The organism is Sphingobacterium athyrii, from assembly GCF_003071065.1.
In the GTDB taxonomy this organism is placed as follows: domain Bacteria; phylum Bacteroidota; class Bacteroidia; order Sphingobacteriales; family Sphingobacteriaceae; genus Sphingobacterium; species Sphingobacterium athyrii.
The window spans coordinates 562,277-586,439 of the sequence record NZ_QCXX01000002.1 but is presented as its reverse complement, the minus strand read 5'-3'; the positions used below and the strand labels follow the sequence as shown (position 1 = coordinate 586,439).

The window sequence follows — 24,163 nt, the reverse complement described above, 5'->3', positions numbered from 1 at the left end:
ATTTGTATGGTACTAACAAATTTGTAAGTAATGGGAAAAAGAAAGGAAAACTCAACCAATATGTTGAACGAAAGTTTTATCGTTGAAAGCTGTGATTTGACATATGCAGTTTGTAAAGTAGGTGGTCGGTGGAAATTGCTTATTCTTTGCAAGCTCGAAAACGGGAAATTGCGTTTCAGTGAACTTCGTAATCAGATCAATGGAATAACGGAACGTATGCTGACGCTCCAGCTTCGTGAACTGGAAAAGGACGGTTTGGTTAAAAGAACTGTTCATGCCGAAGTACCACCAAGGGTAGATTATGAATTGACAATAATTGCCAAAGAACTTATACCTATATGGGCGAAACTAAGCCAGTGGGGTAAGAAGCACAAAAAGATTGTTGTGCAACAATAGGGATTTATCTTTCATCGATTTTTCTAATCAGATTTTCTTTAAGGTTGACAAGGAATCTAGTGCAGTTATTCATGGTATTGTTTGTCATTGTAATTTTCCACAAACTTGCCCACAGCTTCTATTTTGACAGATTGAGAAAACTGGATAAAAGCGGCATATTCCGCTTCGCTGATACCCAGATTTTTGTGATATGGGATAGGCTCGCCCGGTTTCAATTCCTTCATTACTTTGAGAACCAGTCTTCATTGTCTTTGATGGCAAGTTTCATTTTCTGAGCAATTTCATTTTGCAATCTGATTTATTGCCATCGGTGTCCCCGAAAAATGTTTTCAGATACGATCTAGTCAACTTCATTGATGTTTCTCACTTTTACAGCTTGCATCGTTTTGAAAATGTCCTGCATGTACTTTCTATGATTGGCCCCAGCAATGACTACGACTCTTTTAGCCCCTACCATCTTAGCCCTGTTGACAACATTATGGCACATGCCCTCATTTCTCATGATCCACCAATGTATTTTTGACAGCATTTCTTCTTTTGGAAAGCCATTCATGTTATACATAATGGGCAAGTAAAAATCTCCCGAGGCAGAAATCCCGGCCGCCTCGTCGGTGTTCAACCATTCCGTTATCGTATTTGAAGACTTTTCGATTTTGGCATATTTCTCAAAACCATTGTCAATAGCTGTCAAAGCTGATTTCAAATAATTTTTAGAGGAGTCAGCCATATCTTTCCTGAACAAGACAAACCTTGCGTCAAATGCTCCCCAAGATGCTTGCCAATTCAGATCATAGTCCTGACAATCCATGGACATCAGTTCCTCGATGCCTAGCTCTTGCATCATAGGGAAGGCTATATAAGCATATTCAGAAGTTTTTAACCTTTTCATACTTCGCCCGGTGGTATCTACCTTAGGGCTCAGCAATTTTTCTATATAGTTTTCAAGTTCAGTATCAGGGTGATGCTTCAGTAGATTATAAACTTGCCAAAACTGATAATGCCCATTTGCCACATCTTGATCAAGATAATAGGCATGCGCTAAATCGGCTCTTACACGATAATCACTGGGTTGCTGATTGGATCGTTTCTTCAAACTGTCAATAGTATGCCGCAGTAATACTTCTTTTATAGGGCGATTGCTCCTTAATTTTTTTAGCCGTTTGATATTCGGTTGCTTGCACCAATAATCCATCACCAACCGCTCATCTTCTTTACTCAAGAACTCGCCAAAAAATGCGTCAGGTTTAAATTTTCTGATTTTTTGATGGATGCTGGAAAAATCCTGGGTTGGATATTTACTATAATCATGGGAAACACCTATCAATAAAACCTCAATATCCTGTGCTTTGGCGTTGATCGAGATTAAAAAAAATAAATAAAAAATATACTTCATATTTTGTGCCTTCTTGTTTAGTTCATTTATTGGGTGTTTCCTTATTCAGCTACACACTTGGTATTACGGTTTACAAATTCACTCTCAGGCACTGTGCCTACAGGATTAAAAATACAAATAAATTCGTACAGTTTACCGCATAGGCCATAGTCATTCGGATCTTCTTTATAATCCTTAATTCGAAGCTTTAACCTTCCAAATTCAGCCACAGTACTTGGGTTAATAGAAATGTCATTTGCGATTCTTCTTTAATTCCGAAAACGATGCGCATAGGCTTTATCTTGCTCAGTTGTTATTTTGCCCGTGCAACGGCAACAGAATTTCCCATAACGGTTCAATGATTAATCCTGGAATTCCTTTGGCTTTAATTTAGGTTACAGCATTTTTAAAACCTTTGAATCGTTAAAATCTGCCTTCGAAGATAAAACATTGATCATACAATACGACCTTAACAAAATTAAATTCAGCTAATCTATTTGCAATAAAAAACCCTATATTTATCTACCTACTAGTAGATAGATTATGACAACAAAAGAGAAAATAGTCAATACAGCAGCAGAGATGTTATCTAACATTGGTTTTAATGCATTCAGTTTCCATGATATTGCAAACGCAATCGGAATTAAAACTTCTTCGATACATTATTATTTCCCCACCAAATCAGACCTAATCGTCGAAATAATACATTATTCTCAAAATATACAAGCCGCTTTATTTGAAGCCATATCGGAGAAGAATCCACAGGAAAAGCTTTCCCTACTGATCGACTTTTATGTGGATTTAGCTAATAAAGGACAGATGTGTCCCATTGTTTCTGTTTCCTCAGATATGAATAATATAGATACTAATATCAAATTGGAAGTAGGTAAATTTTACGATTTTCTTGCTGATTGGCTTACTTCCGTCATTGAAGAAGGAATAACTAAAAATCAATTTGTAACTACCCAAAACCCGCAGGATAAGTCGATTGAAATTTTAAACATTTTGGCAATGTTCCCTATTTTATCTCGTCTAGGTAAGGCACATAAAAGTCTCACCAGCCTTAAGCAATCCGTTATAGATAATCTGACAAATAAAGATATCTCACATAATAAAATGAGCTTGCTAGCGCGAGAGATCAAAAAGCAAAAGGAAACCATTGCACACCAAGCGGCTATTATAGCTGCCCAGAAAAAAGTCATCAATTTATATGAGGCTAATGAGACTTTAGAAAAGTGGAAACAATAGAATTATTACTACGCCATCTCAGTCCGAATCCATAAAAAATAGTAGTACTTTCCTAAGAAAACACTACTATCGAAAAATGACTACTAATTAGTCGTCATTTTTTTTTAATAAGGTTTAAAATAAAATAGTTCAAAAATAATTGAAATACCAAGTTTTCTTACCAGGGCAAAGGCTCGCCGGCCTGGGAAAATGTTCCAGTTGGTCCATCCTCATCCAACAAAGCTAATGAAACACCCGTCTTAGCGCCTTCTTCTGGGGTAAGTGGAGCCTGCTCTGAGCCTATTGAAGTCTGTACCCATCCCGGACTCGCTGCATTAACTTTTATATTGGTCTCACGAAGTGCATTGGCTAAAAATACTGTAAACTGGTTAAGAGCTGTTTTTGAAGCACTGTATGCATAAGGCTTCAGAGTATAAATCCAATGGGATTCATCCAAATGGGCTGCGAAGGAACCGGAAACACTACTGATGTTGACAATACGCCCAGCCTTGCTTTTTTTAATCAACGGCAATAATGACTGGGTTAGCTCCACTGTACCAAAATAATTGATATCAAAAGTATTTCGAAGGGTTTGTATTGGAACAGTTTCAATGTTATTTCCAAACCAAGAGCTGTCCAAAAATACAGCTGCATTATTGATCAGAATATCCAATGAACCATAATTATTTTCAATAAGATTTCTGACATTTTCTATATCAGCCGAACAACTGACATCCAGTTTTATGTAAGTCACATCTAGTGAAAGGCTTCGAAGTGTCTCTTCTGCCCTTTTACCTTCATTTTCATTTCTTGCCCCTAATAAAACCTTGATGTTCTGTTGTGCTAATTTTTTGGCTGTTTCAAAACCAATCCCTTTATTGGCTCCTGTTACTAATGCTATCTTTGTCATATAAAATCTTTTAAATTACTATGCAAAGGTAGAACCGAAGGTATAATCGGAGTTAGTATAATTAAAACCAATCCTTACTAAAATCAAACTTACAATGCTGTCTCACTGCGAACAAATTTTTCTTATTTTAGCTTCCTGTATTGCGTAGGAGAAGCATTAGCATGTTTTTTAAAAAAAAGATTGAAGTGAGAAGGCTCTTCGAAACCTAGTACGTATGAAATTTCAGCAATTTGCCAATTGGTTAGCTTTAATAGAATTTTCGCTTCTTGTACAAGTCGTGCTGCGATAATATCACTTACCGTTCTACCTCTAGATAATTTTACCTGTCGATTGAGGTAATTCGGATGGAGAGCAAGTTCATCCGCAAAATCTTTTGAGGTTCTTAATTTTATAATGTCCTGTGGCGAATCTATGGGGAATTGTGATTCTAACAATCTGATAAAAGAGCAAGCTATAACCTCAGCCGTACTATTTGTTTTCACAAATGAGCTGGCAGCTTCGAGCTTTTGGGCATTGAAAATGATTTCAAGCAGATAGTTTCGTAAAAGATTGAATTTAAAGTCGCTGTCAGCTTTTGATTCGTTATCTATCTTAGTATAGATAGTGATAAAATTTCTGGCCTGCGCTTCTGTAAGAAAATAGATATTCTGTCTCCCCGGCTTATAGATCGGTAATTCAAGCAAACGATAGCCACTGTTCGATTTGGTGATGAATTCTTCTTTAAATACGCAGCTAAGTCCTTTATAACCATCGATAGCGTGTATGCCAAAAGGTATTTTGTTAGTAGTGAAAAGTAAAGAATTTCCGAAGATCTCAATGTTCCGGTCCTCAAATTCAAGTATATAATTACCCTGAAGTAAGGTGGCCGTATAAAATATTTTACGGCTATATTCCAATGGAAACAAAGTGCTGTCTATTGCACCGATGTCAACTATATGAAATTCATCTAAGTCACTTGTTTGTCTACCTCTTTCCACACCATTGCCTTGAAATGTTTTAGGCGAGATTTCATCAGAAATTTTCATATACAATAATAGTTAAAATTTGTCCATGACTTTGTATATCTCCTCTTGCGAAATAAAGAAACTATGGACCAAAATGAGATATATAGGCTCCGTATAAACAACGTAGTAAAGATGTGGTAAGCCATGCTATTTTATTTTCACCACAACCTTTCCCTTTGCTCTTCCAGTTGCCACATAATTCAATGCTTCATTGGTATGGGAGAAAGGATAAGTCTTATCTACTATGGTTTTAATAATTCCATCTTCAATAAGTTTTGTAATTTGCTCAAGCTGTTCGCCACTGGATTTCATAAATAAAAACTGATAACTAACCCCCTTTTTGTTGGCTTTCCTTCTAACGCCTAAACTTATAAGTGATAGTATCATCTTGATAAGCCAAGATGCATGGATTTCCTTTGCAAATTCGGGTGTGGGCGGACCGGATATAGAGATTACCTTACCTCCTTTTTTTAACACATTCAGCGACTTATCAAGCGTTTTGCTATCTTGGCTGTTCAAGACCAAATCATAATCTTTCAAAACGGCTTCAAAATCCTGCGTTTTATAGTCAATTAAAACATCAGCACCTAATTCCTTAAGCATTGGAAAGCTTGCTTTTCCAGCTGTAGTGGCAACAGTAGCACCTAAATATTTTGCCAACTGAATGGCAACAATACCAACTCCTCCGGATCCTGCCTGTATAAATATTTTTTGTCCTTTCTTTACTTTCCCTATTTCTACCAAAGCTTGCCAAGCGGTCAGAGCCACAAGGGGAACACCTGCTGTTTCGTCCATGGAAAGGTTGTTTGGTTTTAAAGCCAGATCTTTTTCTCCGACTGCTAAATATTCAGCAAAGGTTCCGATGTGATGGTCGGAAGGACGGCCATACACCTCATCTCCAATTTTAAACTTTGTAACTTTTGAACCTGTTTCAATGACAGTACCAGCCAAATCATGCCCCAGAATAAATGGTGTTTTATACGGTAATATCTGTTTAAACTCACCAGATAGGATTTTAGTATCCAATTGATTGATTCCTGCTGAATAGATTTCAACCAGGACCTCAGCCTCCCCTATAATCGGCCTGCTAACCTCACGGAGTGTGAGATCCTCTTTTTTACCATAATTTTGAACTACAAATGCTTTCATAAAAAATTTGTTTTTATTGGATAGATTGGTAATGCTCTTTCTTATTAACCAATTGATAGGCTTTATCCGGCGCAATTCGGTTAAGGAAAATAAATAGCCCCCTGTAAATATTTATCACTCGGGATACCCAAATTTAACGGAGTAACACCGACTACCAATTCTTATGCATGCGCTAATTTAGACATAGCTTCACCGATTGCATCTGCATAGATCTTGGTATCTCCTACCGGAATATCAAATAGGTTAGTTTCTAATCCAATCAATAGCTCATCCGCTACTTCACTTGGCTCAATTCCTGCCGCTCCACCTATTTCAGCAGAAAATTCTGTATTGACCAATGGAGGATAAACTTCATAGATCTGAAGGTTTTTCTGCTCTTCATAAGTTTTTCTTAAAGCAGTTGTATAACTATGTAACGCTGCTTTAGTCGCTCCATAAGTTGGTAAGAATTTATGACTTCCAAATACCGCTATGGATGATACATTCACTACGGCAGATTCTTCTTTTCCTAACAAGTGTGGAATCATTAATTCTGTAAAATGGATGATTGCAAAATAGTTGGTGTTCATTTCAATCAATGCTTTTTCGTGTGCATTGGTGGTTTCACTCAATAGATATCCAAAAGCTGCTCCGGCATTGTTGATGATAATATTAACATCAGCATGATTCGTTTTCAAGTCTTCTGCAATACGAATTCTGTCTGCTTCCACTGATAAATCACCTTGAATTGCTACTGCATCTTTCAACTCCACTAAAGCTTTTTGAAGACGTTCTTCGCTACGCCCGTTGATAATGATTTTATTCCCAGCCTCATTTAATTTTTTAGCAATTGCCAATCCTATTCCGGCACTTCCGCCACTGATAAATATGGTATTTCCTGTAGTTTTCATTTTGATTGAATTTATTTAATATTGTATGATACTTTGTTTTTGTAATAATTTATTGGTTAAGAAAAGGATAATCTGTATACCCCTTTTCTCCCGGTGTATAGAAGGTTTCTTGATCTGGAGCGTTAAGAGCTGAATCAGTTTTAAATCGCTCGACCAAATCCGGATTGGCAATAAACGGAACTCCAAAAGAAACCAAATCTGCATCGTTATTTTCCAAAACCTGTGTTGCTGTCTCTTTGTTAAAAGCACGATTGATAATAATAGTGCCGTTATAAATTTTCCGAAAATGTTTTGCCACTTCCTGAATGGCATTGTCATTACCTGTGACATCTGTAAAAGGCTCTATTAGATGAATATAAGCTAAACCGTAATCATTTAATCTGGTAACGATATAGTCATATGTTGCAATGGTTTCATCATCTACAGAAATCCCCATGATTCCATTTAGAGACGGATTAAGACGGACACCTACTTTTTTGAGATCAACAGTTTCTTTGATGGCCTCTAATATTTCAAAAAGAATTCTGGCACGATTTTCAGCTGAGCCTCCGTATTCATCGGTTCTATAATTAGAATTTTTGCTAAAGAATTGTTGTAAAAGATAGCCATTTGCTCCATGTAACTCTACCCCATCAAAACCTGCCGCAATCGCATTGATAGCCCCTTGTTTAAAATCCTCAACCGTTCTCCTGATATCTTCAACCGTCATTGGTTGGGGGGTAACTGTAGGCTTAAAACCTTCAGCTGTAAAAGCTTTCTGCTCAGGATTAAAATCTGAAGGAGCCAATGGTAATCTTCCTTCATGCAGATCAGGATGTGAATACGCTCCTGTATGCCACAACTGTGCAAAGATATTGCCTTGTTTTTCGTGAACTGCTTTGGTCACTAGCTTCCAACCTTCTACTTGTTTATCTGTATATATACCAGGAACGTTAATAAACCCGATTCCTTCCTCACTGATAAACGTACCTTCGGTAATGATAAGTCCGGCTGTTGCACGCTGTGCGTAATAAGTTGCTGTCAGCTCTGTTGCAACATTACCCCAATTAGCGGAACGGGCTCTTGTCATAGGAGCCATTACCATTCTGTTATTGAGTGTTTTTCCGCTAAGCTCGTAGCTTTCAAATAATTTGTTACTCATATCTTATTTTTAATTCATTTCTCCAAAATATACTTTTTAGTATATTTTATATTAAAAAAAATTACAGCGAATAGTGCTCTAATTCTTTCTTAAGATCTTTTATAAGTTCGATCATCAATTTTTTAGAATCTATTGTTCTGCTAATGACAATTCCTCCTTCCACTGCTGACATTATTTTAAAAGCAAAAACATCCGCATTGAGTTCTTTTGAAAACTCACCATTAGCAATACCATCCTTTAAAATAATTGAAAGCCCCTGCATTCCTGTTTCTAGAACTGTTGCAACTTTATTTTTAATAGACGGAAAATGATCATCTGCTTCAACAGCGGTATTAAAAATCGGGCAGCCACCAGCGATATAGGTATCGATTGGGTTCTTATGAAAATCGAGATATAAAAAAATCTTTTCTTTTGCGGTTTTACCCTGGGAAACAACACCCGCCAGCTTTTGTGACATTTTTTTTAATGAAAAGTCCACTACCTGTTCGGATAGATCATCTTTTCCGTTAAAATGTCCATAAATACAACCCTTTGTTAATTTGGTCGCTTCCAAAACCTCATCTATGCTTACGCCAGAAATCCCCTTCTCATTATAAAGCGGGCTTGCTGTCTCTAGGATAAATAACTTCGTTTTTTCTGCTTTTGTTAACATCGTCTTTTAATTTACTTTGCAAATATACTAAAAAGTATATTTCAAAAACAAGTAAAATATACTTTTTAGTATATTTTAACATAGCGCATTCTGAATGATGAGAAGTTGAATTTCCTCTTTCCGGAACTTGTGGGTACATTGGATTTTCCAAGAGCGGAGATAAAGCCTTTGGTTGTTGCAAATGAGGAAGTAAATTCGTCTATCGATTATTTAATATAAAAAATTTGATGCGTCGATGAAAACGATGAAATAAGCAGAAAAATAAGTAAATTGAACAATCCTTTAATTAAACAATGAAAACAACTGCATTTTCTTACATTATATCAGCTGAGGAACAGCAAAACTTGCCTGCCGAAAAATTTAGCGATGATGATATGCTGAATTATTTACTGGATAATCGAATCCTATTACAGATAGACTGGAAGGGAGAGTCCTATTTAAATGAGATTGGCAGCTTCTTACAAGACCGGGCAATAGCATTTGGCTCGGAGGCGTCGATGGATTTTACTCCAGCTTATCAGATGGCAAATGAGCAGGCCGTTACACCCGGAGATTTCGTTCCCGCCCTTCTGAAAGCATCAAATGATGAGCTTAAAAATAAAAGTTTTGAAATAGTGCTACTTGATTTAGGTAACGATAGCTATTACGTAGCTGTTATTGAAAAGGAGAACAGTAAACGAATCAAAAAAGCAGGTGATAACTTTTGGAATTTCAGACCCTGGGGAAGCCAAACCGGAGAAGTTCTTTACACGGTGTACTGTAGCTGTGGTAGTATGAATGTTTGGCAGTTGAAAATGGGCGAATCACTTACTGATGATACCTGCGAGGAGTGCGGTACAGTAATTTTCGATAGCCAAGGTAACTCAAAATTTAAGGTTAGCAAAGATTATATTTAACACTTACAAAAAAAGGTCGAGCTCTTCAAACTCGACCTTTCAATTTGAACCTGGTCAGGCACACCAATGCTATTTTGCCGGATATAAAAAGACTGGACAAATGATGTGGCTCCTGAACTGGACACCACCAATATTCCCTATAGTTTTGATAATGCCTTTTTCCTAAAGAAAGTAAAATGTCCTGTGATTATTTTTCACGGCAACAGGGATACAGCGGTCTATTATGGTTCCTTTGTTAAGCTCTTAAAACTATTAAAGGCTACTGATCAATTTATCACATTGCAAGATGAAAGCCACAATGATTTCTCGAAAAACGAGGCTTACTTAATTCTTAATTTGTTCAAAAAAGTTGTTCAAAAGATTTTTACCATTAACAAAGGACTAAACCCTTGCATAAGAAATTAAAGTTTGACATGATACAGCTGCGTACGTATGTCCACCAATTGCTGCCTTAGCTTAACCTGATCTGGCGCTACCGGAAGTAAACTGTGCAAGCAGAGTTCTCGAATTTCCTCAAAGAGCTCGTGCGACCAGTCAAAAAGTTCATCATAGCTACAGGCGCCATTCTTGATGCGCAGGAGTTCTACCCTATTGGGACGTTGTATCTGTAGTTCCCTTTTCGACAAAATCTCTTTTGCCTGTTGCAATAGACGTATGGTATGCATCATATTTTTGGCGTCATAGCCCTGGCCATGATTCATTGTCCCCTCAAAGCGCGCTTCATTGCGTGCCGACACCCAACTAAAATATTCATTATAGGCCTTGCAATAAGATGAATAAGCTTCGTGATTAACAAAGAGGTACGCACAAAGTGTTTCTTCCCTGGGGATAGAACTGCAAGAAACCTCATTACTCTCCAGTGTAGCCACGACACCTTTGTAACCTAGAGTCTGGCTCTGATCATAATACAGAGTATACATTCCCTTTGCATGTTCAATCTTTGCTAAACCACAGTTTTCCTGTTTCCACTGCCGGCTGCTTAACCATTCTTTCAACGATAAACTTCCGTGACCAGCTATGATAAAGCAGAAATCCAGCAAACTTTTACGTTCACGATCCATTGGATTGTTGATTTTCTTATTCAATCCTTTTGCCTTCCGCACCTGTACCATGGCGTATTGCGCAAAAGTCATAGCTGCCTCTCGCGTGATAAAATCCTGCATTTTAAATTGATCAACTAGTGGATCTTTATATACTATGCAATCGGCAGGACTAGCCAAAAGCTCCATGATATTAGGATTACTCTTTGAAAGGAGTTCTACGAAACGCCCAAGCTCATAATAAACTTCATCATTGCTGGCATTAGCCACCTGGGCAATATATTGACCGCCCAAGTAATATTCCAGGGGCAGATAAAATACCCCCCTGATATCGGTGTCGGAAGATGCTGTGGCCAATCCATATGCCCGGCTGCCGACAACAGCCTCAAACAGGATCAGCCCGTTCTTTCGAAGTTCGTTTATAGTCATCTTAATAGAATTTTAAAGTATTTCTCCAGTCCTTCTTTATCCGATATAGACACGGGAACCTGTTTTACTTGATTCTCTAAATCTATTAGCCTTGTTTCAATGTAGCTCCTTATGGTCGCTGAACAGCTGTATATAAACCCTTCATCGACTTGGCTCTTCAACTGGCGCAATTCCATAACTTCGTTCATAACAACATCAGGCAATACTACGGATAGTTCTGCCAATGTCATGGGCGCATAACTGCGATAGGTCATACTCCAGTCTGCTGCAAGTAAAGATCTTAGGATATAAAATAAGCTTTTGAGCTTCATCGTTTCCAGTTGAAGATCTCCTAGTTTACTGCGGACGATCCCTAAATAATGATGGACGTGCCTACGTGCATCAAAATAATTTTCCATCATTGTCCTAAAACTTATTTTGAATCCGTTAAACTCGTGATAGACCACTGGTGACTGGATCCATTCAAATGGACTGACATTACTCTTATACAGTAATGTGAGTACTTTAAACAGATCCCATCCTGCGATATCAAGGTCATCGATTATCGGAAACCGCATTTCGGTAGGCAGCGGAAACAAGCGGGTGTAGTCCTCCGCTTTTCTTATATAAATAAACCGAACGTCGTAATCACTGTCGATTGACGGAAATCCCCAACCCCGACTTCCTGATTCACAGGCGAAAAGTATACGTACTCCTTCGCTCGCTTCTATCTCCATTAGCTTCTTGATGATATGTGCTTTCATTTCTTCGTGCTTTTTTAAATTTTCATTAACACAAAGATTGATTACGATACTGAAGCCTTTTTGCGCATTAAAAAAAGAGAATAAAAACACCAGTAGATCACTTATTATCAGCAAGATAATTTTCTCAAAAAAAATGAAGCTTACACAGGAATATAAAAGTACGCAGATAGATTGCGTAGCGTAGATTTGTGATTCGTATCGTCCAAAAAAACTTTACAGATTTAACCCTTAGTCCTAAATAGATCTTACAACATTTTTTTGTATTCCTGGAAATCCTTTAAAATTATACAAAGTACTTTTCGCATCTAAAATCCTGATTTAAATTTCCACGGTTGTAGCCACCCATTTTAACTTATGACGGCTTCATGTGTTTAAAAAATATTTCTTTATTGGACCGCGATATGGGTATTGAACTTCCATCTTCTATGTGTACAATACCCTCTCTTGAATAGCTGACTACGTATTTCATATTAATCATATGGGACTGATGTATGCGCATAAATTGAGGGAGAGTAAGGATATCTTCATAGTGTTTGAGCGGCTTGGAAACAATGATCTTCTTGCCATCCACCAGCATAAATGTGGTGTAAGAACCTGAGGTTTCACATCGCAGAATATCATCCACCTTGACTACATGCATAGCTTCTTGGGTAGGTAATACAATCCTATCGGGTGTTTTTTTGTAATCTGTAGCGAGTTGCTGTAAATGGGCATCTAATTCTTTCAGTGCTTTCCGGTCCACCAACCGATCTATTGCCCCTTTGAGTTCTTCGGAGTCAATAGGTTTCAGCAAATAATCTAGCGCATTAAACTTAAAAGCACGAATGGCATGCTCCTCATAAGCCGTAGTAAAAATCAACTGGAACGCTTTGTAGGTAACCTGGTTAAGCACATCAAAACCTGTCCCTCGTTTTAAGATGATATCCATAAACACCAGATCAGGCTTTAGCCGATCGATCAGTTTGACCGCTTCTTCAGCATTTTCAGCATAACCGATGACCTGTATTTTTTCTGGTGCTACCATTTCCAATAAAATCGTTAATGCTTCTCTCAGGTAATATTCATCTTCTACAAGAATAGTTTTATACATAGTGTTTAAATTAAAGGAATCGATAAAAAGACGTGGCAGCCTGCCCCCTCAACGTCCTTTCTATCAGTCATTTTTAATTGGACAAATGGATTATCGGGGTATAGCAGAGCGAGCCTTTCATCTGTTATCTTTGTCGATAAGGAGGTATGTGGTACATTCTTTTTTTTGCTTCTTGACTCCTCTAATCCAATACCATTGTCTGTAATTGTACATTCAAGAACATCAGCATCCATACGGAGGTGAAATGAAATCTTCAAAAATCCATGCCGTAAATCGGCCAGAGGCTTCAATCCATGTTCAATTGCATTTTCGACAAAGGGCTGCAAGAGCAATGGCGGTATATGTACATTCGGATCAACTGTTTCATCCATGTCAATATAGTAATCAAAACTATGATTAAGTCGCAATTGTTGCAGATCCATATAATTCTTCAATGTTTGAACCTCTAGCTCCAGACTGATACGATCCATACGCGATTGTTCCAATACCTGTCGGGTCAGTTTAGCAAATTTACCCAGATAGGAAATGGCTATTAACCGGTCATTTTTCAGAATCATACTTTGGATATTCCCCAAAAGATTGAAAATAAAATGAGGGTTCATCTGAGACTGGAGTAATCTTCGCTCGATTGACAATTTATCCGCCAGGATCTCCAAGGATTCCTTTTCCATCAACTGGACCTTTAACTCGCTATTAGTCTGCTTTTGCTGCAGGATATCTTCCCTATTTTGATAATATCGTTGTCTGTAATAATAAGATCTGTACACAAATACTAAACCCGCCAAAAGAACTCCAGAGATACCATAGCTCAAAAATTTGTTCTTTTTTTCAAGTTCATTTTCCTTTTCCAACTGTTTGATCAATTCCAATTTTTTCTCCGACTCAAACCGGGCATCGGTATTCTGCAATATTTTTTGCATCTCCTCATCATACTTCAGCTTATTATACTTATTGAAATAGATATCATACTCATGGTATGCGGCATAATCTTTTTCTTTGGAAGCAAGCTCCTTAAGACAGCCAAAAAATGCAGCCAATAAATCGTTATCTTTATAAGGTAATGTCTGTTGATAGGCTATCCCTTCTTTAAAAAGATTTTCAGCAGTCCGATAGTCCCCTTTCTGTATGAAAAATTGTCCCCTGAGCCCCAGCGAACTCCGATAAATATTCCTTAAGTTATATTTTCTGCCTATATGGGTCGCTTGTTCCAGATGAGATAAAAATGCTTTTTCATCAATAAGTTTAGGAGCATTCATATACAACGCGGCTATATTTAGATGAGCGATACCGATATTGCTTTTACTGACAATGAATTCCTCAACCTGCTCCGCTTGATGGATAGTTTTTTTGTAAAAAGAGACAGCTTGCTTCCATAATAGCGAGTCATTAGAAGAAGCGCTTTCCAGCAGATAGCTTCCAACCGCCAACCGGGCATGTAATATACTTTCCGGATCATTGGATTTCTCTGCAAAGCGGAGTGCTTCGTCAGCATATTTCCTCATGTTAACTTCTGAGCCTGGATAAAAGAGATAAGAAACGTCTGCTCCTATTTTAGCACAATAAGAATATTCATTCAACTGCGCGAATAAACCATATGCTTTTAGCATATAATCCACAGCGCCTGCCTTATCGTCAATATAAGACCGCAGAAGCCCCATAGCCCAATTGGAATAGGCAATCGCGCGGCTATCAGCTGTTGTGTTAGCTATTCCATAGGACTGCTCTGCATACCGGGTGAATTCCTTAAGTTGGAGAAGACGTCTATAGGTCATTGCCAAATAGGCATAACATATGGCTTCATCAACCCTGCTATTATTTTTTTTTGCAAGAAAAAGAGCTTCTTGCTGAATACGCAAACTTGCAATGGTGTCAGAGAAGCGCATCGCGTAACCTTCTGCAGCCATTTTCTCAATCTGAGTCTGTTGCTGTGCAGAAACCTTCATGGTACAAAGAAGTATAAACATCAGAACTAGAATAGACAAAGCTGTTCGCCCGGTAGCCAAATAGATATTCAAAAACTTAACAATTGCTTCCATTCAGTTTATTAAGACCCTGCTAATTTAATAAATAAAGTCTTAAAAGGTAGAAATCGGTACCCTCAGCATTTTGTTTTCCAATCCATAAATGAATATGCAGATATATATACAAACGTTGACAAGAAATAATTAAAAACCCACACAAGCCAAATACATATTCAAACCTACCGGTTACAAATCAATACGATCTAGTCTGTTATTGAATATTTAATCTTGTATAGTAAATTAAAAAAAACATGAAAATCTCTACACAATTCAAGCCTGTGCTTCTGCTGTTCCTTGCCACTATATTATTTGTCAATGTAGCCCATGCCCAACAATGGGAGCGAAATAGAATGAAGATTGAATTGTCATTACAAGATGGCAAAGAGACAACCATTTCAAAGCTAACGACGGTTTCTATCTCGTTCAATAAACCATCGACAATGACAACCAAAGACTCCGTGAATCAGCAAGTAGCCGATGACTACAATCCCTGTTATATCGTTATTACATTCGACCGGCTGGACATCCCCTTATTACGTCTGTTTATGAAAAAAAACACAACCCTGAACGGTCAGATCACAGTAACGGATTCTTATGGTAAGCTTCCATCTCGAAAAATAGAACTGAAGTCGGTAGTGATGGACGGTATGAATGACAATTTTGTCAACGATGATGAGACCTCCTACATGAACCTTAGTTGCAAATCATTAATTATTGATGGTGTAATTCTAACAGGGTTAAATACGCGATCGTTAAAATAAAATTTCCTTAAGTAAAAAACATACTATAATAAAGGCATGAATACCTTAAAACAGAGCGAGCTAATAGCATTACTAGGTCTATCTTCCACCGATCCTAAAATAGTCCAGTTCTTCGAGCGTTATGCATTAGGGAAACTACCCAAAACAATAACAGCCAACCAAAGCACAAAAACTATCATCTATAAACCATTAAATATTTCATTTTGGTTTAAATACGACATAAAAAACGATCATTTTCAACCACCTATAAGCACAAGCAATGATAGCGGCAAGTTCGTAGCCTACTTATGCAGTATTATGTTCACCCATGTCGATCATTCGAGTAAACATCCCGATTCTAAACCAAAGGACTTTTGGGATGTACTGCCATTACCTGAAGCTCCGCATGAAGAAGTCGAGCGATTGATGGGAAAACCAACGTACGAAAACGAGGTTGAAAAAGCATATGCGATGTCCGAAGGAACGGAAAATATAATTACCATAAAATATACGCAAAGTAGTAAAGGAAATGCATTTTATAGCAGCTGGATCGCTATAAGGCAGCAGTCGGAGATTATCAGTAGAGATTTTTTTAATCGCAGCCATGAATTTGAAAACTTCCCTTTTTTAAGATTGGGACACACCGCTATTATCAAATGGCTATTTGACAACCAACTTTTGTTGATTGATAAAGATTTATACAAAAAAGGTCTGAAACCTGATTCTGAAGAAATTTTAGATTTTGTGGAGCAACACCTAAATAACCATCTTTGGAAAAATCAATTAGCAGATGTCGAATATTTATCATCTTTCTTGTATAACATCACGACCAATAGAAAGCTGACTGATCCAGAAGGCAATCCCGTATCTTTCTATTTCCGTGACATCATTTTATCCGCTCTAAATAAAAAAGATGCATTTGAACGTCTAAGTGAGGAAAATTATGAGGTCGTGGACCGGTTTCTCAATGATATTGTATTCGACGAAGATCTTTACAAAAAGGTCTCTGGTCTATTGACACAAAAATTAAAGCTATTCGAGAGCTGGAAAACAATAGGATAAAAGTATTTATTTTTTCAATCCATCATATGAAACAACATATACAACAGCAGGCCGAAAAGGCATTATCTGAAGGAGATTATGCTACTGCATCCAAAATTTGGATTCAAGGCAATGCCTTGCCTCAGGATCCAACTATTGTAGAATCACTTTTCAAACAGATTTCAGCACTCGTTGAAGCATCCCCCAATCCGGATTTATATGCCATACTCGGTATTATAGCCCTTGATTACAATGAAGTTTTTGAAAGCGACAGGGAAAAAGCGCTTATCGAATGCGTACAATGGAGTAAGAAAGGCTTGGATATAGACCCTGACAACTACAACTGTAACCGGCACGCAGGATCGGCACTTTACTGGCTTAGAGATTGGGAGGCTGCAAAAAAATATTATAAAAAAGCGGCTGAGTTGGTTACCTCTCCTGTTTTACAAATCCGCTTATTCAACATGCAGAACCAGCATAATCCCAACCCTGATTTTGCTACGCTGTCTATTGACATTTTTACAACATCGGGTATGGAGGCTTATAATGCCGGTGTTGAGATCAACTACCTATTGGGTAAATATACTGCTATACCAGCTCAGCAGGCACAACGACTCTCCACAATGAGATACCAATGCTATGAACATGCATATAAGCTCTACAAGGATGCCATTGTAGCGCAAAATGGTGATTTCATCAATTATGCCCCCCATACCTTCGCCATGTGCTGTAACAATCTCGCCAGTGAGTTTCGGTCTCGCCAAGAGCATCAAAAAGCGATTGAAATTTGTACCGAAGGTATAAATCAATCTTCCTTTATGATCATCCTACAAAATAGATTTGGAGCTTATTTGGATGCAGGGCTTTTGGAGTTCGCTATACAAGATGGTCAATGTCTAATCGAAGATTTTGGTGACCAAATGGATTTACTGACCTATTTCGCGACAATTGATAATATATGTGACTTACATATGGAATTGAAAAACTATGAAGAGGCACTGGAGTGGATCAACCTAGGCCTGGAAATCTATTATGAGCTCGATCCCACCAATCCAATAAGCCAGGATCAAGAGCTGGTGCGCTGCTTTACAAACTTCTATATTTACAAAGCCGAGGTTGAAAGTGCCTTGGGTACACAAAGCCAGACTGAAGTCATTTCGGAAGAAACAGATCGATTATTAGAAAGCATGCCCGATAATCCAAGCTTGCTCATCAGCAGGGCGAATTCATTTATAGAGGAAGGCGATTACAGCAAAGCAATGGAGTGTTATGGGTATGCACTAAATTTTGCGAAAGAAAAAAAACAGGACCGTTCTATACAGGTTGCATTATATAATATGGGTTATCTACAAGTTGCCTTTATGAAAAACAATGAAGCGGCCTGCGATAGTTTTGAGCGTAGTATATTCGCAGGAAATCAAGACTTCTGGTGTTACTATTGGGCGACACATTGTACATACCATTTGGGAGATAATGAAAAAACACTACATTATGGTGAGCAGGCGATACAGGCGCTAGCCCAGCAAGATAATGTATCTGATGATGTTATTGCTGAAATCCATGAACACATGGGCATTGCTTTTTTGGATCTGAAACGCTATGATGAATCAATTGAATGCCTTAAAAAATCCATCAGATATAATAATTTGCCAACGACAGTTGAAAACTTAAAAATCGCAGAAGCTAATAAAAACTCAACAAACGGTCTTTTAAGAAAATTATTTGGCAAGTAAAATAGTGCTTTCTAAACCGTAACAGCGTATTAAACAAAAGCGCACTTTGGGTGCGCTTTTTGTTACTTAGGGTCCTTCGTCATCAAACTTTCCGATTCGGGTACTGCCATTACGCTCATATCCGCAGCAAAGGCTGCTCGAATGCCTGATATCGAATCTTCAAAAATTATATATTTTGATGGCATGAGATTAAGCTCAAGTGCAGTTTTTATATAGATGTCGGAGCTTGACTTCCCCTTGCTTAAGCAAGGCGACTTAATCGTATACGCTAGAATAACAAGTGTATTCACCAGGCCGGGGATTTCAAATCGAATTATAAATGCCTATTTTTTTTGCAGTCTTTTTCTAAAAGTTGTTGGACTTACCCCATATTCTCGGTGGAACATCTTATTGAGATGGCTGGTATCCGTAAATCCTAAGTCTAGCGCGATTTCGCTAATTCGCCTGTTTGTATGTATAAGTGCTGCTTCAATCATCTGCAGCCTGTAACTGCGGATATACTTTTGCAGACTCTCCCCTGTCTCTTTTTTAAAATACTCCCCCACATAGTTTGGCGACAAATGAAAATAGGAAGCTAGCTCTTCAATCTTTAGTGCCTCTGGCTGTTTGATATTTTGGTGTACATACCCAAGCATTGACAACGGATGAGCTGGTTGATAAGGATATGCTGTTTGGATGGATGCAATATTTCTTGCGGCGATGGAAATGATCGTGTTCAGCAACTGTTGAATAACTTCCTGATGATGGGGACCTCCATTTTGCTGCTCCCTTAACAGCGCCTCGGCCAAAGCTCTCACCATTGGCTTATCAGTAATCGTTTTAAGAATACAGCCGGGCAAATGGTCATGATTGTAAAAGATGTATTCAAGCTTCTGTACCCATTCTTTATGTTGAGTTTTTAAGTAACTTTCATTAAATCGAATAAAGAAGAAACTCGTTGTCAAGGCTATACGGAAGGAATGTGAATCCTGGGGGAAAATTAAAAAAAGCTTATCGCTATCATAGGGAAGCTCATGCTCATTGATAATCTGAACACCACTTCCTTCCAGGATAAAAACCATTTCGAAATAGGTGTTTTTATGAGGAACGGCAGTATACTCATTTAATGTGAGCAGCTCGATTTCAAATGGTCTGTGCAATGTTTTTAACCTCATCCTAGTTTTTTACCGATAATACCTCCAAATATACCGATTTCCGAGGGTAGATTGATGCAATTTTGAATTAGCAAATAAAATTAAAATAAGATAATGGATACAACAGTTTTCTTACTCCTTCGGCTGGGCATTGCCATCAGTATGTTTGGCCACGGTCTTGTACGGCTACCTAAATTAAACGCTTTCAGCCAATGGATGATCGCCAGTTTTGAAAAATCTTTTTTGCCAAAGGCTATGGTACTACCGTTCAGCTATGTGCTACCTGTGGCAGAATTCACAGTGGGCCTGTTTCTATTGATTGGTTTGTTTACAAAACCTGCACTAATCATGGGCGCAGGAATATTGCTGATCCTGCTTTTCGGCACAGCCATGATTGAGAACTGGGAAGCCCTGCCCTCCCAGTTACTGCACCTTGCTTTTTTTGCCCTACTGCTGCAATTTATTCAGAGCAACTCATGGGCTTTAGACAAACTTTTCAATCTATAATACCTTAATCCATGACCACAAGACGCACATTTATTAAGCAAACCGGAGTCCTTGGTACGTTGAGTATATTGCCCTTTACAAATAGTCCAGGTAACGTCCAAGAAAGCGCTCCAGTAAAACCTGGTTCCAGATGGTCAGACGGCTCACGTTTGATCGTCTCCATATCCATGCAGTTTGAATCTGGCGGACAGCCGGACAATGCTGAAAGCCCGTTTCCACAGAACATAGAAAAAGGCTTTAAAGATCTTCCCGCCGAAACCTGGTACCAATACGGCTATAAGGAAGGTATTCCCAGAATGCTTGATAACTGGGACAGGCTCGGAATCAAAGTTACGTCGCACATGGTCGGTTCTGCCGTACTCAACAACCCACAATTGGCAAAAGAAATTGTCGAAAGAGGTCACGAAGCGGCAGCACATGGGATGAACTGGAGTAAACAGTATAATCTTCCTTACGAAGAGGAAAAGAAATTCATACAGGATGGCGTAGATGCCATTATGCAGTCAACCGGATTTCGCCCCGTGGGTTATAACGCCAACTGGTTGCGACGTGGCGAAAATACACTAAACATTCTACAGGAGTTGGGCTTCAGATATCATATTGATGATCTGAGCCGGGATGAACCTTTTATCATCAAAGTAAAAAACGAGGACTTTGCTGTAATACCTTATACCCTTCGCTGCAACGATATCCAATTGATTGCCGGCGAACATTACTCAACCGATCAATTTGTACGTCAGGTTAAAATGGAATTTGATCAGCTTTATCAAGAAGCTGAAACCAAGCGCAGACAACTGTCGATCAGTTTTCATGACAGAATCGGCGGAACGCCGCAAATGGTAAATGCTACTGAACAGATTATCCGTTATATGCAGCAGCACAAAGGCGTAAGCTTTAAACGGAAAGACGAAATTGCAGACCTAATCTTTAAAGACGAAACTGCGATAAGGGAATGATTGGCTTCTCAAATAAATAATAAAAAAGCGCAAGAGGGTCAGCATCAATCGTTAAACCCTCTGCAATAACAATTATATAGCTAATTGAAAAGTCCCGTGTGTATCTGTAAACTTTAAACAGTAAAGTTCCCTGACGATTGATAATTTGTGACGAGAATAAATACTGGTCGACTCGCTACGTAAACCGATGATCACAAGGACTGAAATCTCCATCAAACAGTAGTTACTCATACCTACTCCAATACCGGATAGTCTGTATAACCTTCTTGTCCAGTTGTGTAAAGGGTAGAAAAATCAACTTGATTAAGCGGTGCATTCATTTCTATGCGCTTTACATAGTCTGGATTTGACAAAAAAGCTCTTCCAAATGCAACAATATCGGCGAAGCCATTGGAAAACGCAGCCTCCGCCGTTTCTGCTGTATAACCCGAACTTGCGATAATTGTATTTTCAAAGGAGGTACGAATAGCTTGCAATGTCTTTTCCTGGATATTAGGCGACATAACAAAATGAATATACAAAATACCGAGCTTATTTAATTCTTTAGCCAGATAAACATAAGTATCATGGACTTGCTCGGGATCATAGGGCTGAAGATTTCCCAAAGTTGAAAAGGGTGAAAACCGAATACCCGTTTTTTCTTTGCCGATAGCTGCAACAGTTTTTTTTGCAATTTCTAGTATAATCTTCGACCGATTTATCACGTCCCCACCGAATTTATCATTTCTGATATTGACATTTGGATTGAGGAATTGTTCCAGCAAATACCCATTGGCACTGTGGATTTCTACACCGTCAAAACCAGCTTTTATAGCATTGATAGCAGCCGTAGAAAAGCCTTCCACAACTTTTTCGATTTCAGTAATGGTAAGAGCGCTTGGAACAGAATGCTCCTGCTTACCCTTAGAATCTGTATAAATCTCTCCGACGGCTTTGATATCAGATGGGCCGACCAGCCGTGCTCCCGGAGGAAGGTTATCGATGTGCCCAATACGGCCTGTATGCATGAGTTGCAAAAAAAATCTTGCTATTTTTACTATGCACCTGCTCGGTTACTTTACGCCATCCAGCAATTTGCTCTTCCGTAAAAATTCCTGGGAATATCTGCTTAAATAAACAGCTTTATTTTTTTTTCACTCATTCCAACAGATTTAGCAAGTTCTGACAGCCTTGGAGGTTTCCCAAGGTCACTAACAACACTAGACCTGGTCTCATATATTTTGTCTAGCTCAGGATTAGTAATGGAAGCGCAATTATCTCCTGCCCTTTTAAGAAGGTTGCTGAATAAATGGTACAAAAGTTCCTGTATCTTTATCCTGTAAAACATATGATATAGCTCATGTGCTTCGTTAGCTTCAACCAATTGCGTGATAATGAGCTGAATTTCATGTGACATTCTTTCATGATAAAAAAAGGTTGTTTGGATCCGAAAATGTTTTTAAGCACACAACTGTTATCGCTGTTAATTTGGAGAATTGATTTTAACAACGAACTATCAATACCCACAACAGCAAAATGAACTTTAGAGCCAGAAGGGAATAAACTTTGCGTTCCAAAGTTACTGGATGATATTTGGATAGCAGAACTATTTGATCTTAGGAATGCAATGGCCTCGTTTTGATCGGATGACTGCTTTGAGGGGATTTCAAAACTATTAAAAACTATTGAAACTAATTTGTTTTCTCCCTGACTTGGCAAACGTTTTAATATTAGCTCTTGGGCCAAAGTATAATGATGAAGTACAAATTTAAAATTCTGATCTAAATTAATCTTTTTTATATATCCTTTTCCTAACCAAGGGGGTAGCGTCAGTTTATCTGATAAGATAGGGACTTGGGATTGAGCTGCCAATTGGGAAAGAATATCAAAAGATTCATTAACAGTAAACTCAACGATCATAACATAAGCTCATATATTTAAAATTACACCTAATTTTTTAATTTAGGAAATAGCAAGGAGCGGCTAATAGCCAATACAAAGTAATGTTTCGCCCTCATTTACAGGCGGAGTCGCGGGAAAAATCTCATGGGTAAGAAAATCGGCCATTACCTCGGTGATGCTTCCTTTTGGATCGCCCGGAAATACACGATTCAGATTGAGGCTGTCCAATGGATTGACAAATGCACGCCGCTGAAAAAATGAGGGTATATTGACGATCGGAATTATGATCAGACTGCATTTTAATCTCTGGGGATTTATTTCTTTCCGTAGTTCTAGCAAAGATAATATGGTGGGGTATTCCATACCGCGAATACCGGCAATGATGGTGAAAGTAGGTCCCTGTTGGGCACCACGTATATACGTTATGGGTATAGCTACTGTATCATGATCAGTTGAATTTAAACGAATAGTCGTGTCTTTAACTGTAGCCTTGGGTATATCCATTAACGGATCGATTCTTGATACCTGAGCGCGTATATCTTGCAACACAAAGAACAGCAGTATCATACTATAAGCTTTTTCATTTATATCATAGTGCAATAAAGTTGCAAATATAAGGATCCTTAATCAAATCGCCTAAATACGTATACAAATCGCTTTGCATTTTACGGAATATCGTCAATTATCATTTAGACGACAAATCAGTATTACCTTGATTAATAACATCGTAAACACATTGGCTCAGGCATTGAGAATTAACTAAAAAAAACAATCATCATGAGCAAAAAAGAATTTAAAACCTTTGATATGCCTTGGGAAAAGGTATATGGCTATGTCCAGTCTGTTAAAAACGGTGATACGATCTGGATCTCAGGTCAGCTTGGACATGACAGCGATGGGCTACTTGTAGAGGGTATGGAAAATCAGTTTCGCCAAACCTATGCAAATATTAAAACTTTATTGGCGGAATATGATGCAACTAGCGATCATATCACCGAGGAAGTGATCTATGTGACTGACATGAAGACAGGTTTTGAGGCAAGAAAAATCACAGGAAAGGAATTCTACGGACAAGATTGCATCGTAGCGAGTACAATCATTGGAGTGACGGAGCTGGCTCTACCCGGACAAACAGTGGAAATCAAAATTGTGGCTAAAATTTAAGCAATGCATCACGACATCTGTCGATGAAAAATCGGATTTTTCATCGAC

General features: G+C 38.3%; 25 protein-coding genes. 9 read left to right on the top strand and 16 right to left on the bottom strand.

Going from position 1 to position 24,163, the window contains the following annotated elements:
* Window positions 1-30 precede the first annotated feature (30 nt).
* Window positions 31-396, top strand: a complete 366-nt coding sequence (locus DCO56_RS08955; protein WP_108633394.1) for a winged helix-turn-helix transcriptional regulator — start codon at window positions 31-33, stop codon at window positions 394-396.
* A 65-nt stretch (window positions 397-461) separates the two neighbouring features.
* Here DCO56_RS08955 and DCO56_RS29230 read toward each other — a convergent pair whose 3' ends face one another.
* A complete protein-coding gene (locus DCO56_RS29230) occupies window positions 462-620 on the bottom strand; it encodes a hypothetical protein (RefSeq protein ID WP_165307913.1) in 159 nt (52 codons plus the stop codon).
* A 116-nt stretch (window positions 621-736) separates the two neighbouring features.
* Window positions 737-1,789: a DUF5694 domain-containing protein gene (locus DCO56_RS08950; protein ID WP_108633393.1), complete on the bottom strand. Its 1,053-nt coding sequence runs from the start codon at window positions 1,787-1,789 to the stop codon at window positions 737-739.
* Window positions 1,790-2,311: 522 nt separating this feature from the next.
* Here DCO56_RS08950 and DCO56_RS08945 point away from each other — a divergent pair.
* Complete coding sequence (locus tag DCO56_RS08945) at window positions 2,312-3,016, top strand: TetR/AcrR family transcriptional regulator (RefSeq protein ID WP_108633392.1); 705 nt, start codon at window positions 2,312-2,314, stop codon at window positions 3,014-3,016.
* 157 nt (window positions 3,017-3,173) lie between these two features.
* Here the strand turns inward: DCO56_RS08945 and DCO56_RS08940 are convergent, their stop codons facing one another.
* The 6 genes from DCO56_RS08940 to DCO56_RS08915 form a co-directional block, all read right to left on the bottom strand.
* Window positions 3,174-3,905, bottom strand: coding sequence for an SDR family oxidoreductase (locus tag DCO56_RS08940; protein WP_108633391.1), 732 nt, complete (start codon window positions 3,903-3,905; stop codon window positions 3,174-3,176).
* Between the two features lie 122 nt (window positions 3,906-4,027).
* Complete coding sequence (locus DCO56_RS08935) at window positions 4,028-4,930, bottom strand: AraC family transcriptional regulator (RefSeq protein WP_108633390.1); 903 nt, start codon at window positions 4,928-4,930, stop codon at window positions 4,028-4,030.
* A gap of 126 nt (window positions 4,931-5,056) precedes the next feature.
* Complete coding sequence (locus tag DCO56_RS08930; RefSeq protein WP_108633389.1) at window positions 5,057-6,058, bottom strand: NADP-dependent oxidoreductase; 1,002 nt, start codon at window positions 6,056-6,058, stop codon at window positions 5,057-5,059.
* 161 nt (window positions 6,059-6,219) lie between these two features.
* Window positions 6,220-6,948 (bottom strand): SDR family NAD(P)-dependent oxidoreductase, encoded by a 729-nt coding sequence (locus DCO56_RS08925; RefSeq protein ID WP_108633388.1) that lies wholly within the window; start codon window positions 6,946-6,948, stop codon window positions 6,220-6,222.
* A gap of 49 nt (window positions 6,949-6,997) precedes the next feature.
* Window positions 6,998-8,089, bottom strand: coding sequence for an alkene reductase (locus DCO56_RS08920; RefSeq protein WP_108633387.1), 1,092 nt, complete (start codon window positions 8,087-8,089; stop codon window positions 6,998-7,000).
* A gap of 61 nt (window positions 8,090-8,150) precedes the next feature.
* Window positions 8,151-8,741 carry a TetR/AcrR family transcriptional regulator gene (locus DCO56_RS08915; protein WP_108633386.1) on the bottom strand — a complete coding sequence of 197 codons (591 nt, stop codon included), beginning with the start codon at window positions 8,739-8,741 and terminating at the stop codon, window positions 8,151-8,153.
* Window positions 8,742-9,034: 293 nt separating this feature from the next.
* Here DCO56_RS08915 and DCO56_RS08910 point away from each other — a divergent pair, with 293 nt between their 5' ends.
* Window positions 9,035-9,637, top strand: coding sequence for a DUF6630 family protein (locus DCO56_RS08910; protein ID WP_108633385.1), 603 nt, complete (start codon window positions 9,035-9,037; stop codon window positions 9,635-9,637).
* Between the two features lie 401 nt (window positions 9,638-10,038).
* Here DCO56_RS08910 and DCO56_RS08900 read toward each other — a convergent pair whose 3' ends face one another.
* From DCO56_RS08900 to DCO56_RS08885, 4 genes are all read right to left on the bottom strand, one after another.
* A complete protein-coding gene (locus DCO56_RS08900) occupies window positions 10,039-11,106 on the bottom strand; it encodes a DNA polymerase beta superfamily protein (RefSeq protein ID WP_108633383.1) in 1,068 nt (355 codons plus the stop codon).
* A complete protein-coding gene (locus DCO56_RS08895; protein WP_146191004.1) occupies window positions 11,103-11,849 on the bottom strand; it encodes a nucleotidyltransferase domain-containing protein in 747 nt (248 codons plus the stop codon). The genes DCO56_RS08900 and DCO56_RS08895 overlap by 4 nt, the downstream gene beginning before the upstream one ends.
* A gap of 352 nt (window positions 11,850-12,201) precedes the next feature.
* Window positions 12,202-12,939, bottom strand: a complete 738-nt coding sequence (locus tag DCO56_RS08890) for a LytR/AlgR family response regulator transcription factor (RefSeq protein WP_108633381.1) — start codon at window positions 12,937-12,939, stop codon at window positions 12,202-12,204.
* 5 nt (window positions 12,940-12,944) lie between these two features.
* Window positions 12,945-14,975, bottom strand: coding sequence for a histidine kinase (locus DCO56_RS08885; RefSeq protein ID WP_108633380.1), 2,031 nt, complete (start codon window positions 14,973-14,975; stop codon window positions 12,945-12,947).
* Between the two features lie 236 nt (window positions 14,976-15,211).
* Here DCO56_RS08885 and DCO56_RS08880 point away from each other — a divergent pair, with 236 nt between their 5' ends.
* The 3 genes from DCO56_RS08880 to DCO56_RS08870 are packed head-to-tail and all read left to right on the top strand — an operon-like array spanning window position 15,212 to window position 18,474.
* Window positions 15,212-15,721 (top strand): hypothetical protein, encoded by a 510-nt coding sequence (locus tag DCO56_RS08880; protein WP_108633379.1) that lies wholly within the window; start codon window positions 15,212-15,214, stop codon window positions 15,719-15,721.
* 36 nt (window positions 15,722-15,757) lie between these two features.
* On the top strand, window positions 15,758-16,762 hold the full coding sequence (locus DCO56_RS08875; protein WP_108633378.1) for a hypothetical protein: 1,005 nt from the start codon (window positions 15,758-15,760) through the stop codon (window positions 16,760-16,762).
* A 26-nt stretch (window positions 16,763-16,788) separates the two neighbouring features.
* Window positions 16,789-18,474, top strand: a complete 1,686-nt coding sequence (locus tag DCO56_RS08870; protein WP_108633377.1) for a tetratricopeptide repeat protein — start codon at window positions 16,789-16,791, stop codon at window positions 18,472-18,474.
* A 323-nt stretch (window positions 18,475-18,797) separates the two neighbouring features.
* On the opposite strand, the gene DCO56_RS08860 is transcribed toward DCO56_RS08870, so the two are convergent.
* Window positions 18,798-19,628, bottom strand: coding sequence for an AraC family transcriptional regulator (locus tag DCO56_RS08860; RefSeq protein ID WP_108633375.1), 831 nt, complete (start codon window positions 19,626-19,628; stop codon window positions 18,798-18,800).
* A 93-nt stretch (window positions 19,629-19,721) separates the two neighbouring features.
* On the opposite strand from DCO56_RS08860, the gene DCO56_RS08855 reads away from it, so the two are divergent.
* Together DCO56_RS08855 and DCO56_RS08850 are read left to right on the top strand one after the other, a co-directional pair.
* Window positions 19,722-20,114 (top strand): DoxX family membrane protein, encoded by a 393-nt coding sequence (locus DCO56_RS08855; RefSeq protein WP_108633374.1) that lies wholly within the window; start codon window positions 19,722-19,724, stop codon window positions 20,112-20,114.
* Between the two features lie 11 nt (window positions 20,115-20,125).
* Entirely contained in the window at window positions 20,126-21,070 is a 945-nt protein-coding gene (locus DCO56_RS08850; RefSeq protein ID WP_108633373.1) for a polysaccharide deacetylase family protein, read from the top strand.
* A 233-nt stretch (window positions 21,071-21,303) separates the two neighbouring features.
* Here DCO56_RS08850 and DCO56_RS08845 read toward each other — a convergent pair whose 3' ends face one another.
* The 3 genes from DCO56_RS08845 to DCO56_RS08830 all read right to left on the bottom strand — a co-directional run bounded on the left by DCO56_RS08845 (window position 21,304) and on the right by DCO56_RS08830 (window position 23,518).
* On the bottom strand, window positions 21,304-22,086 hold the full coding sequence (locus tag DCO56_RS08845; RefSeq protein ID WP_219929347.1) for an oxidoreductase: 783 nt from the start codon (window positions 22,084-22,086) through the stop codon (window positions 21,304-21,306).
* A 295-nt stretch (window positions 22,087-22,381) separates the two neighbouring features.
* A complete protein-coding gene (locus tag DCO56_RS08835; RefSeq protein WP_108633371.1) occupies window positions 22,382-22,969 on the bottom strand; it encodes a hypothetical protein in 588 nt (195 codons plus the stop codon).
* 63 nt (window positions 22,970-23,032) lie between these two features.
* Window positions 23,033-23,518: a M14 family metallopeptidase gene (locus DCO56_RS08830; RefSeq protein WP_108633370.1), complete on the bottom strand. Its 486-nt coding sequence runs from the start codon at window positions 23,516-23,518 to the stop codon at window positions 23,033-23,035.
* Between the two features lie 210 nt (window positions 23,519-23,728).
* On the opposite strand from DCO56_RS08830, the gene DCO56_RS08825 reads away from it, so the two are divergent.
* Window positions 23,729-24,115 (top strand): Rid family hydrolase, encoded by a 387-nt coding sequence (locus DCO56_RS08825; protein WP_108633369.1) that lies wholly within the window; start codon window positions 23,729-23,731, stop codon window positions 24,113-24,115.
* Window positions 24,116-24,163: the final 48 nt, after the last annotated feature.